Source organism: Dapis brunnea BLCC-M229 (assembly GCF_050015995.1).
In the GTDB taxonomy this organism is placed as follows: Bacteria; Cyanobacteriota; Cyanobacteriia; order Cyanobacteriales; family Microcoleaceae; genus Trichodesmium.
The window spans coordinates 1-12527 of the sequence record NZ_JBNHEP010000062.1; the positions used below are offsets into that span (position 1 = coordinate 1).

The following is a 12527-nucleotide window of genomic DNA, read 5'->3' on the forward strand; positions in this document are numbered from 1 at the left end:
AAATTCCTATTGCGTATGTGGCAATAGAGATGAATGAAATTTTTATTTCTGATTTTCTAAAAGGTTGCCTCTGAATTTTGTCAGCAAAAACTCCTATTGCTACATCCGCAATAAAAAAGAAGTGAGTCGAAATTCCTATTGCGTATGTGGCAATAGAGATGAATGAAATTTTTATTTCTGATTTGCCAAAACCTTACCTCTGGATTTTGTCGGCAAAAGCTCCTATTGGGTATATGGCAATAGAGATAAATGAGATTGATATTTTGAATTTGCTAAAAAAATCATTAACTGAACCGTATTGGAAATATCACCTACTCTTTAATTTCCATCTGCTCACGAATAGCTGCTTGAATTTTCTCATCAAAATCAGGATCATCTAAAGTAGTAATAAATTTTTTATCTGAACGCTCACTTAATCTATATATTCTATGACTAAAAATAGTAAACCCTGGGAAGAAAATTGGAAAATTATTGACAATATTAGTGGCGGTGGTCAAGGTCAAACTTATCTAGTCGAACTTAAAAATAATTCCTTTCCAGCTAATAAATACGTTCTCAAAAAACTTAATAAACAAAATGACGATGAAAGACGTTCAAGAATGCGTAGAGAAGTAGTTGTCCTAGAAACATTAAACTGCCCAGGAATACCAAAGTTAATTGATTCAAATGTAGAGCTTTTCAAGTCAAATACTCCTCTTTATATGGTAACTGAATTTATACCCGGAGATACCTTATATGATTTTCTCAAAACAGAAGTAATAAATATTTTTACTGGTGTAAGTTTGACAATAAAACTATTAGATACTCTTAAATATTGCCATAAAATAGGAATAGTACATAGAGATATTAAGCCGGATAATATCATCATTAAAAATAACGACATTAGCACTCCAGTATTAATAGATTTCGGGATTTCTTTTAATAAAGTTGATGAGTCTGCGACAGATTTAACACCTACATGGCAACAGTTAGGAAATAGATTTTTTCAACTTCCGGAGCTTGGGGAAAAAAGTAGTTTACAAAGAGACCACAGGTCAGACATTACAAAAATTTGTGGCATTTTGTTTTTTACAATAACAGGGAAATTTCCTCTTTATCTTTTAGATTCTGAAAATGGAAATAAACCACATCAGAGAGAAGAAGCTAAACAAAAGTTATCAGCTTCACCTAATTTACCTGAATCTATAGTATCTAAAATAAATAGAGTTTTTGATAAAGCTTTTGAGATAAAAATAGATTCTCGTTGGCAGTCTATTCCTGCACTTATGGACGCTTTGATAGATATTTTTGAATTAGAAAATTCAGAAGGGAATAAAGCTGAAACTTTTTTAGAAAAAATCAAAAATAAACTATCAAGTGACTCTAATATAGAAAAGAAGTTATTTCGCAAATTAGCTGAAAAAGTTATAGAACAGATTAGTCAAGCTGTTAGAAGTTTAGTTTACGAAGACCTAGATTCTAATTATTTTCATGTATGTGCTAGAGGAGCTAGCGAAAGACTTGGAATAATAGATTGGGCTAATTTAAAATTCTCACAACAAGTTACAGGTATAAGCTGTGAGTTTTCAAATGAAGACTTTTTTCCTGAATTTCAAGGATTTGCTACAGGAAATGAGTTTGTATTAGTTTCAAGTATCAAAGGAAAAGAAGTTGAGTTATTAAGAACTTCTCTAAGTGGAGAACCAGACTTTACTGATTTTGCCCAATGTCTTAGAAAATTTTACGCTGAAGGTGTAGAAAGCATAATTTCAAAATAATATAAAAAAAGGCAATTTAAACCTAGACTTAAACATCGTACTTGCAGCAATTCCAGGATTTTTAGGGAGGGAGTTAAATAGATTTTGTTAGCTAATAACTAATACCAATTCCTAAAAATAATGCTATACTTCCGATGAGACTTCAGTTATTAAGTAATAATAATGCTTCAGTAATGTTTGTAAAGATTATCGGCATTAAATCAAAATATCTTATTTCTTTTAACTCTACTCCCTACTCCCTACTCCCTACTCTCAAGGAGATGTAGCAAGACTTTTGAGAAATGGTATAACTACTAAAACCTTATAGTTAATTAGAGCTTGCTGATTACCCTGAAACCATTTACAGATAGACTTTTTAGCCTTTTTGTAGTGACAAAAATGCTAGGTTTTCACTTCATAGAGCTGCAAAAAGTTAGGGTTTTGAATAGATCGCGGCGGAAAAATCAAGATATAATAAGGGTTTGCTGATTAAGTATCAAATCCTTTTCAGGTAAAAGTTTCAGCCTTTTTAGGTCTTGAAAAAATCCAAGCTTTTAGGTCTGTGCGGTTCAAAAATTTAGTATTTTGGGTAGACAAAGACAGAAAAATTGAGGAACAATTCTTACTCCTACCTCCTCTAAATTCTCATGACTCCTGACTCCTATCCCTAACACAAGACTTTTGAGCGCAAACCCTAATTATTCTTCCTCCCTCTTCTATAATTCTCCTGAATCCTGACTTTTAATCGCTAATTAACATTAGTCAAACTCTTGAATTTGCCGGTAAATCTATTAAAGAACAACTCTAAAACCGTCCGTTTACCAACATTAATATTAGAGTTAATTGCCATACCATTCTGCAAACCAATTTCCAAATCATTTTCATTATCCAGAACAAATGTTTGCCGTTCTAAATCAATTGTAGTTTCAAAAGAAAAGTAAGGTCTTCCTGCTTCTTGGTCTGGTGGAATAGCATCATCGCTAATAGAAATAACCTCCCCAGTTACTGTTCCAAATTCATTAGCAGGTAAAGCCTCAACTTGTACTTCTACAGGTACACATTCTATATCACTTAAACCTAATTTTTCTCGATTTTCTTTAAGTTCCGGACAAGCACATTTTTTACCCGGTTCACATTCAATAATTTCTCCTCCAGCTAACTCTTGGTCGTGATAAGGTTCTAATTTTTTCCGTTTATCATTTAAGGCTTTTAATACCAAAGCAACGTCTTTATTCTGAATATAAACTACTGCCTCTAAACCTTCATCATCATCCAATACTGTCAGTAACGGTTGGGTTTGTTGCGCCTCATAAGAAGCATCCTCACATCTTTCTGGTTGAATATCCCCAGGTTTCAAAACTTCATTAATAACATATTGACAAATAGGGTCTGTTTTTATATCTAGAGAAGATTCTTCTTTAGTTGTAGGTTGTAAGTCAAAAATTACTCCAGAAACTGGTGATTTTAAAACTTGATTATCACGAGTTTCTTCTAGTTTTTCAATCTGAGCATTAACTTCTGTGAGTCGCTTATTATTTTCTAGTTGTAAGCGAGTAAACTGAGAATCTATTCTCGCAATTTCTCTACCTTCATTTTCAGCAATTCTGGCATAAAGTTCCCTTGCCCAAGCATCTCTTGTATTTTTTAATTGTTCCTTCGTTCTATTAATAGATACGTTTAAACGTTGTTGTTCTAACCTAGCACGTTGCACTTCTGCTTGACGCGCTTTAACTTCTCCTCCTCGTGCATTAATATCTGCTTCCCTAGAATTAATTTCTCCCTCGCGAGTATTAATTTCTCCTTCTAAAGTAGTAATATCTGCTCTGCGAGAATTTACATCTCCTTCTCTCGCATTAATATCTGCCAACCGGCTATTAACTTCTCCTAATCTAGTATTAATTTCTCCTGCCCTTGATTGTATCTGGTCTTGTTGTCTTAAGAGCTCACTTTCTCCTCGAAATACCTCTTGCTCTTGACGTTTTTTTTGCAGTTCAGCGATCGCTCCTTCTTCTACTAAAGGAGATATTTGTTCTAGAATTCCTTCGTTAGAATCTAATACTTTTTCTGATTTATCTAATTGCCCTTTTGCTAGTTGTAGTTGTTCTTGAGAATATTTTAATTGTGCCTGGGTGTTGTTGAGTTGTTCTCTGGAAAATTTGAGTTGTTTTTCTGCGTTATTTAATTGTTCATAAGCATAAGTTAGCTGTTGCTTACTATTATTTAATTGTTGTTTAGAAAACTGTAATTGTTGTCTAGAATATTGCAATTGTGTTTGAGCTACTCTTAGTTGTTCTGTTGCCGCTTCTTCTTCTTTTTCTGCTTGTTGAAGTTGCTTTTGTAGTTCTCTGACTTGTAGTTCTACGGCACCTACACGGGAATTATATTCAGCTTTGTAGTTAATGTATAATCCTTGTAAACTAGGGTCAACATTGACAAAACTACCCCTGTTTAAATAAAGTTCATTAATTAGAGCGCGGTAGGCTTGATTTTCTGATACTCTAGTTTGCCTTTCTTGGGCAAGTTTTTGTAAATCTGGAGGTAAAGCTGTAGGAACCTTTCCATTTAATACTTCCTTATAGAATTCGTTTTCTCTTTTGAGGGTATCTCTTAATTCTTTTGCAGAACCTAAATCTGCACTAGGAGCAGTAGGACTAAAAGTTAGTAATGGTTGATTTTTTTCTACGCGATCGCCATTTTCTACATGAAGTCTAACTACATTTCCACTGGTAGGAGCTTGGACATCTATGGAACCGTCTTTAAGTTCTAATTGACCTACTGCAGGTACAGCTTGGTCTATCTCAGCAAAGTATGCCCAGATGATGGCTGAACTGGTCATTAACATAATGATCCATAGAAATAGCCTAGATAGTATGGCTGGTTTCTCTAAAATTACTGGTTGTTCGTTTAGTGATACTGATTTATCTTGCATTTTTTTTAATAATTAGGAAGTAGGGAACAATTGATAATGGATAATGAATAATGGATAATTAGAATATCAGAGAGTTAGATAGAAAATTATTACTGGTTGTTCATTTAGTGATACTGATTGATTTTGCATTTTTTAAATAATTAGGAAATAGGGAACAATTGATAATGCATAATGAATAATGGATAATTAGAATATCAGAGAGTTAGATAGAAAATTCGAGATTTAAAAAACTCTTTCATTATCAATTATCAATTATCCATTATTAATTATTGCTGAGATTCTTGTTGTTGATAGAGACAGAAATAACGTCCTTTTACTGCCATTAATTCGTTATGTGTTCCCTGTTCTACGACGGAACCTTTATCCATCATAATGATAGTATTAGCATTTTTTACTGTTGTTAAACGGTGAGTAATAAAGAACACTGTCGTATCGGTAAATGCCTCAGCTAAGTTCTCACTAACCTGACGTTCTGAACTGTAATCTAAAGCGCTAGTTGCTTCGTCTAAAATCAACAATTTAGGATTTTGTAGAACTGTCCGAGCAATTGCAATTCTTTGCCTTTGCCCCCCTGATAAAGAAGCACCTCTTTCTCCTACCATTGTGTTATATCCACTAGGCAAACCCATAATAAAATCATGGGCAACCGCTATCTTAGCAGCTCGAATAATTTCATCAGTCGTTGCATCTGGATTTGTCAAAGCAATATTATCTTGAACAGTACCGTTAAACAGGAGAGTATCTTGTAAAACCACCCCAATTTGACGACGCAAAGAATATAACTCTACCTTTTGAATATCATATCCATCAATAAAAATTCGACCAGAAAGTGGAGGATATAAACGCTGCAATAATTTCATCAACGTACTCTTTCCCGAACCACTCAACCCTACAATACCGACAAAATAACCTGCTGGAAATTCCAAATTTATATTTGCCAATTGTAGAGGTCCGCTTTGAGTAAATCGGAAAGAAAGTTCTTCAAATTTCACACCCCCATTAATTGGTGGCATATCAATATTATTCCGGTCTTCCTCATCTACTTCCGCTTCAGTATCTAATACATCTCTTAATCGTTCAATCGACATTCCCACTTCTTGGAAACTTTGCCAAACACTAACAAAACGGAGCAAGGAACCTGTTACATTACCAGCAATAATTCGGAAAGCAATTAATCCCCCTACAGATAACTGATTATCAATAACTAAATAAGCACCAACCCATAAAAGAGCCAGTCCTGAAAGTTTATTTAAAAAGGTACTAATAGAACTAGAAGTAGTTTGAGTCAGAACAGTATTAAAACTAGCAGTCATAAACTTGGCATAACGAGCCGACCATTCCCAACGAGACCGCAGTTCTAAATTTTGCGCCTTAACAGTTTGCACACCATTTAGTACCTCCACTAAGTATGACTGAGAGTCAGCATAACGTTCTGCTTTTTTCCGGAGTAACCTTCTGACAATAGGAGAGTTAATCACAATAATCCCACCAAAGAAAGGCAGTCCAGCCAAAGCTACTGCTGTCATTAGTGGGTTGAGAGCCAACATCACAGCAATATAAATTACTGAGAATACAGCATCCAAGACCACTGTTAAGGCTGTACCTGTGAGAAAGTTGCGAATATTAGCTAATTCTCCAATCCTACCTGTCAGATCGCCCACCCGGCGATTATCAAAATAGTTGAGTGGGAGACGGAGTAGGTGGTCAATTACCTCAGAGCTAAGTTTGACGTCTATGCGGTTAGTAGTATCTACAAACAAGAAAGTTCTCAGACCTCCCAACAAAGCTTCAAATAGAGCCACACCTAACATTAAGATGCCTAAAACATCTAGAGCTTCTATGTTGCGTTGCCCCATGACTTTGTCGATGATTATCATCGTCATTAAGGGGTTAACCAAGCCAAATATTTGTACAAAAAATGACGCAGCTAGGACTTCAAGAAATACTGTGCGATGTTCCATTAACGAAGGAACAAACCACCAAAAACTAAACTGTTCCTTCTGTTCTGATTTTGGCGCTTGGAGCAGTAGAACCTGTCCCGACTCCCCCCAAACCTCTTGGAACTCACCCGGTTTGAGGCGAGTTAATCCGAATTCTGGACTACCAACAACAATTTCTTGTTCTGTAATACTATAAATTACAGCAAAACTATCTTGCCATTGAATTAAAGCTGGTGCCTTGAGGCGAGCTACTGCTGCTGCCGGCACCTCTGCCAGTTGACCGCTTAATCCCATCATCTGGGCGATCGCTCCACAAGCTTGCAAAGACACCCTACCTGCTGTGCGAACCTGGTTATCTAATACCCGACGAATTACGTCCCGGCGAAACTTGAGACCAAGATGTTTAGCCAGCATCTGGAAGCAAGCTAAAGGAGCTGCTATTTCCCCCTTAGCTCGGAAGATTGGGTATTTTTTTGATGGAGTATCTTGAACAACAGTAGTCTCTGGTGGACGTGCTGGTGCTTGGGGAACCATAGACAAATCTAGGGGTGCTAGTTGACCAGTTTCTGCACCATTTTCTGAGGTCTGTTCCTCATGTTGTTGTTCGGGGAATCCGATCAGTCTTGCGCCTCTTTCTCCTTCTATTTTTATAGACTTACCTGCTCCATCCAAAACTACCTGACTACCTGGAGGAAAATCCCCTACTATCCCACTACTGACTAGCCAGATTTTTTCTGAGTCGAGGATGGATGCTAGTTCTTTGGTTTTGTTGTCTCCTTTGGGTAAGTTTACTACTACAGTATTGTGAACAACGTTTTTAGCCAGTTCTTTGAGGTTAGTATTCACTTCAGCTCTTCTGGCAAATTCTTGGCTTAGTAGTTCAAATACTTCGCTTATTGCCGGACGTTCGAGAAAGACTTCTCCAAATTCTGGTTCTGTTTCTAGTATTGCCAAGAAATCTGCTGCTGGTAGAGTAACAGCGATTAAGTCTGTTGAGGCAAGTGCTGTTTCACAAGGCATTCCTCGTAGCAACCCTGCCCAACCTAGGATTTCTCCAGGTCCTGCCAATTGCAGACTGATGTGACGTTGCGATCGCTGGTCATAACCTAATACTCGTGCCTGACCCTGATAGATAATTGCTATCTGGTTTGGCATTTTTTCCCTTTCAAATAGTGGTTGGCCACTACGGTAGCCTAGAAGTTGACACTTTCCCACTAATTGATTTTTCAGGGCATTTTCTGAAAGTTTGTTAAATGGTGGCTTATTTGCCAGAAATTCTTGTACTTGTGCTCTTGATATTGTCGAAGAAGTAGCCATCTAGTTTATGTTATTTCACTCTAGTTGGGGTATAATTTTTGACTGTCTCTAATTTTTAGATAATTGGGCATTTTATGTCACCTGAGAATCAGGCCTCAACCATTTTATTTCAGTAGGAGATACTGATAACTGATAACTGAAATGATTTACCTAAAAATTGGTGTATACGACTCGCCCTTAAGCGGGCGACTTTTTGGTTGATTAATTATAGATAGAAGGACATAAGGTATAGTTATTGTTGTTGCGGGTTTTTGCGGGTGGGCAATCCGAGACATCAAACGGATGCGGAGGGAAGCATCAGACTACTGTCAAGGTAGCAGCACCTGATGTTTTGCTGCGCGAATGAAAAGCGGAGCTTTGCGCCAGCAAAACGTCAAATTACCGAGGAACTAGGGCTTGGTACTAATCTCCATGGCTTTAGCTATGCTTTATAAACATTTTTCTTTACATTAAACTTGATAAAACAGAGAAGTTATGTTTTTGCTATTCAAGATTTCGGCAGAGTAAACCTATTTAATTAGAGGCTTTTCTCCCCCCACCTCCCCATTTCCTATCAGAAAAGGGTTTTAGGAGTTCCTTATAAGGGATAAGTACCTTTAGGCTGGAGAGGATGTCAAATCTGATACATCTGAACGTAATGCCTTAAGGGGTCCAATTTTTCCTATTTGTTCTCGTATCCAATTTTCTAATAATTCTTCCATTAAAGATCGGCGCATTGAGTCATCAAGCTGTGCTGGGATGAATTTTTCCAACCTAATAATTACTGTCCATTCTGTTAATGGACGTGGTGTCCATATCTGACCAGGTTGACTTACTGATAAAATTTTACCTATAGAAGGGTGTGGTTGACTTAGGGGAACAGGACCTAACAAGCCTCCTGTTCGCCCTTCTGGACCTTCAGAATATTGACGAGCAATTTCTGCAAAAGTTTGCTCTCCTTCTACTATGCGAAAGTATAGTTCGTGAGCTAGACCGGGATTTTTTGTCCGAATTAGAGAGTAAACTACTTGATCTAAACTGCTCTTACGGGTGAGAAAATATCTTTCTACTTGATTGCTCCAAGTTTGTTGTTTAAATTTTTCCAGTAATATTGGCCTGGTGGCCATTTCTTCTAGTTGTTCTTGGGTCATGTTTTGGCTTTTCAGCCATGCTTGTTTAGTTTCGGGGTTATTTAACTGGTATTGGGTCTCAAATTTTTCTAAGGCTGTCCTTTTTTCCTCTTCTGTGCAAGTCAAGTTAGCGATCGCTTGGTCGATTATTACTCCTCGCAAAAAATGAGGCATTAACTGATAACGTTGTAATAACGATGGGATATCTTGGGCTTGCAATAATTTATCACCGATTTGAAATAATCCTGTCATTTTTTATATCTCCAACTAACTTGCACTATCCTTTTAATTTAGTCTTCTGTTGAAAGTAGTGGCAAATAACTTAGCAATTCATTTTTTGAGTACCTGGATTTAGGCAACCCATGAGTTTTAAACACTACTTCTAAAGACTTTATTATTTTCATTCACTATATCTATTATGTAGAACCCATTTGAGTTCCTTTGTTAATATTACTTATACCGAATTATTACGGTAAAAACAATACAGGTTTATTCAGGAAAGTTCAGTAAATTTTAAATTCAGTTTTGTTCAGGAAAGTTCAGTTTTGTTCAGGAAAGTTCAGTTTTATTCAGGAAAGTTCAGTTTTATTCACTGCCGTGTTAAACAGGGTATTCATAGTTTGATTCCAAAGATAGTGAATTCTTTCAATCATCACAATACTTTGAACTCCTGACCATTGTTCTTGTTGGTAAAGACGACCAACAGCCTTTAGGGACACTACCCAAACATGTTACTTCTTGAGGACGATGATGTCCTTTTTCTATCCGTCAAGGTACTTGAGTATGGTATTTCCTATACATTATATTTTTTCAGAAAGATCCCAAATTGGTTCTATAGTGATTTTAGGTTAATCCTGCTCGGTTGATATCTATAAAGTAGTCAAGCCAAATTAATTGTATATTTAGTGATGGCTTTAATTAGGTAGGTAAAATTATTTTTTATTTACTTAGTCATGTACAATTAGATTTTTCTCCTAATTCCCTATATTCCCTACTCCCTTAAAAAGGTTAAATTAATTTTACACAGATGCTTACTAATCGGATATCGAAAATATATAATTTTGACCATTATAAGGCAATGACATATTGTAGTTTTGAGCTGTTCCCCTATGAATAGGAGCTAACTCTAGAGTTATAATGCTCTCGATATAGGTAGAAAATATATATTTCTCTATACTATAGCTTTACTACTATAAATAATTATTTTTTGACTCTGCTCGTTATCAATATGCTAATTTAGAATATAGTCTTTCTAGATCATAACATGGTCTGACTACTAAATTTTTCATTTAAAAATGTTCTAATTGGGTTTAATATCAATTCCAAATCTTGTGTTTGATAGTCTTTGATTTGGAGACAGTTCAGTAATTTCCGATACTCTTAATTATGTCTCTTGAGTCTTGACTCCTTCTCCAATGCTGATTATTAATCATCTCGTTTAAGAGTTCTCCAATTTCTTTTGCACAACCATGACTATCCAAAAATTGAGGATTAGAAGCTATCTTTTGTTGAATTTTCTGCCGATAATGCCAGCATAATTTTTGGTTGGTTACTAATACTAAACTTAAGTTAATATATTCTTTCTGTGTATGAATAACTAATTCCGGCAATTCTAGTTTTCTAAACATACATTTAGTTTCAGGTATTGGTGTAGCAATTCTCGAATTGGTGGCATACAGAAATTTTTGATTTTAGGTGATAGTTCATCTGGTAGCAAAAAGAAAAAGTACCACACCTCATTACCTCATTAATATGGGAACTACTATAGAAATATTAATCGAAGTATCAATATGATTTAGGATTAACCGAGGGAGGACGATATTGTTCGACTAAATTTGCCAGTTGAGCAAAATCTTGCTTGAGCAAAAATCCTAATTTTTGTCTGACAGTTTCTTTCACCTCTGGAGCTAAACAGTTATAAACAGGATTCTCTAAAATTTTCTGATAAAACCTTTGATAATCTTGAGCATTTTTTCCAGAAATAAGATTTCGTTGAGTTTGTTGATGGGGATGAATACGAAGTTCAGATAAAGTTTGATTTACAAAAGCAATTTTGTAGTTTCCCATAATCCTCAACCACATATCTATATCTAATAATTGACTCAAGTCGGAGTCAAAAATTCCGATTTTTTCAAAGACAGCTTTGGGAATTAATACTGTCGTTGGTTCACCAATTTTATTCAGGCGATATTTCATTAAGTTGGAATCTAATAATAAATCTTTTCCTGATTGAATAGTTTTCAGATTAGACCAATCTTTATGTAAATCTTGGATGCCATGATCAGCAGCTACACAGGTAGAATTATTTTCTGCTCCTGGTTATAAAATTACCCGACGCCGAGAAAAGACTAAGCCTATTTCTAGATCTGTTTCTGCTAGTTTTACCAGTTGTTCAATACAGTTCGGTTCAAGCAAGTCATCCTGAAATAGGAATTTAATATATTTACCTTTTGCTAAAGAAATACAGAAGTTTAAATTGCCGACTAAGCCATAATTTCGATGATAAATAATCTGAAAGTCTATTTGGGGATTTTCTGATTTTAATGTTTTAACTATTTTTATGGTTTTGTCGGTGGAGTTATCATCAGAAATTATGATTTATAGATTGGAGTATGTTTGGGAAAGAGCACTATTAATGGCAGCGGTGTTCCAATTTTTGGCTAGATTTTTGACTTGGTATAGAGTTTGCTTGTTCCCTCTTGCTTATTCCTTATTCCTTATTCCTTATTCCTTGTTAAAAATTATCTGGAATGTTTTGAGATAATCCCGATTTTTCCGGAGAATTTGTCGCAGATTTTCTGCATCATATTTCAATACTGCTTCACAAAATACAGGAGAGATTTTTTTCTCTGTTAATAGATGGAGTGATGAGTAATTAGTGTAGAGATTTAGATTAAATTTTTGGGCGATTATTTGGAGAGATTTGACTGTATATATAGATATATGTTGACCTTCGTTTAAAGCGTAATACCACCACTGGTTGGGTTTCTGGTATTTTTGTCGTAATATTTCTGTGCTGAAGAGGATATTTGAGGAGTAGTTTAATATTTATTTTATTTCCGTAATGGGATTAACTAAATATTCTAGGACTTCAAAAGCAGTAACTAATTCATATTTCTGTTCTGGTATAGCTTTTAAGTTTTGAGCGAAGAGGTTTTTACAGTATTTGTCTTGCCAATAAAATTTGTATTTAATGTCGCGCATCAATCTAGTAAATAAACCATATCCCCCGCCGAAGTCTAGGAATTTTCCCTCTGGGTTAAAGAGTTGATCGATGATGAGAGTCAGAGGTTAAATATATAGATGTGATGAGTGCTTTGGCAGAAAGTTATTTCTGAGTAACTGAATTTTTGATGGTGAGAAATTATCTCGAAAATTGACTATCTATATATAGATGTATCGGATAAATCTGAATAAGTTGTTGATTTTCTGAAGTAGACCTGAGATTATCTGACTTCCACTCATGTTTTCTGGGCAAAATTTTAGTTACCTCAGA

Annotated in this window: 9 protein-coding genes; 1 reads left to right on the forward strand and 8 read right to left on the reverse strand. The window is 35.5% G+C overall.

Going from position 1 to position 12527, the window contains the following annotated elements; genetic code table 11:
* The first annotated feature begins 428 nt into the window (after positions 1-428).
* Positions 429-1757 (forward strand): serine/threonine-protein kinase, encoded by a 1329-nt coding sequence (locus ACP6PM_RS07105; protein WP_426583155.1) that lies wholly within the window; start codon positions 429-431, stop codon positions 1755-1757.
* A gap of 727 nt (positions 1758-2484) precedes the next feature.
* On the opposite strand, the gene ACP6PM_RS07110 is transcribed toward ACP6PM_RS07105, so the two are convergent.
* The 8 genes from ACP6PM_RS07110 to ACP6PM_RS07145 all read right to left on the reverse strand — a co-directional run bounded on the left by ACP6PM_RS07110 (position 2485) and on the right by ACP6PM_RS07145 (position 12319).
* Positions 2485-4665: a beta-barrel domain-containing protein gene (locus tag ACP6PM_RS07110; protein ID WP_426583157.1), complete on the reverse strand. Its 2181-nt coding sequence runs from the start codon at positions 4663-4665 to the stop codon at positions 2485-2487.
* 266 nt (positions 4666-4931) lie between these two features.
* Positions 4932-7922, reverse strand: coding sequence for a peptidase domain-containing ABC transporter (locus ACP6PM_RS07115; protein ID WP_426583159.1), 2991 nt, complete (start codon positions 7920-7922; stop codon positions 4932-4934).
* A gap of 596 nt (positions 7923-8518) precedes the next feature.
* Positions 8519-9283, reverse strand: a complete 765-nt coding sequence (locus ACP6PM_RS07120; protein WP_426583161.1) for a peptidylprolyl isomerase — start codon at positions 9281-9283, stop codon at positions 8519-8521.
* 317 nt (positions 9284-9600) lie between these two features.
* Positions 9601-9750 (reverse strand): hypothetical protein, encoded by a 150-nt coding sequence (locus ACP6PM_RS07125; protein ID WP_426583163.1) that lies wholly within the window; start codon positions 9748-9750, stop codon positions 9601-9603.
* 642 nt (positions 9751-10392) lie between these two features.
* Positions 10393-10659, reverse strand: a complete 267-nt coding sequence (locus ACP6PM_RS07130; RefSeq protein WP_426583165.1) for a hypothetical protein — start codon at positions 10657-10659, stop codon at positions 10393-10395.
* A gap of 157 nt (positions 10660-10816) precedes the next feature.
* Positions 10817-11227, reverse strand: a complete 411-nt coding sequence (locus ACP6PM_RS07135; RefSeq protein ID WP_426583167.1) for a glycosyltransferase family protein — start codon at positions 11225-11227, stop codon at positions 10817-10819.
* Positions 11228-11350: 123 nt separating this feature from the next.
* Positions 11351-11629 carry a glycosyltransferase family 2 protein gene (locus ACP6PM_RS07140; RefSeq protein ID WP_426583268.1) on the reverse strand — a complete coding sequence of 93 codons (279 nt, stop codon included), beginning with the start codon at positions 11627-11629 and terminating at the stop codon, positions 11351-11353.
* A 450-nt stretch (positions 11630-12079) separates the two neighbouring features.
* Positions 12080-12319: a methyltransferase domain-containing protein gene (locus ACP6PM_RS07145; RefSeq protein WP_426583270.1), complete on the reverse strand. Its 240-nt coding sequence runs from the start codon at positions 12317-12319 to the stop codon at positions 12080-12082.
* Between the last annotated feature and the right edge of the window lie 208 nt (positions 12320-12527).

Coding starts and splice junctions, on each gene's coding strand:
- ACP6PM_RS07105 (WP_426583155.1), top strand. CDS start 429: ATGACTAAAAATAGTAAACCCTGGGAAGAAAATTGGAAAATTATTGAC.
- ACP6PM_RS07120 (WP_426583161.1), bottom strand. CDS start 9,283: ATGACAGGATTATTTCAAATCGGTGATAAATTATTGCAAGCCCAAGAT.
- ACP6PM_RS07135 (WP_426583167.1), bottom strand. CDS start 11,227: ATGAAATATCGCCTGAATAAAATTGGTGAACCAACGACAGTATTAATT.
- ACP6PM_RS07130 (WP_426583165.1), bottom strand. CDS start 10,659: ATGTTTAGAAAACTAGAATTGCCGGAATTAGTTATTCATACACAGAAA.
- ACP6PM_RS07110 (WP_426583157.1), bottom strand. CDS start 4,665: ATGCAAGATAAATCAGTATCACTAAACGAACAACCAGTAATTTTAGAG.
- ACP6PM_RS07115 (WP_426583159.1), bottom strand. CDS start 7,922: ATGGCTACTTCTTCGACAATATCAAGAGCACAAGTACAAGAATTTCTG.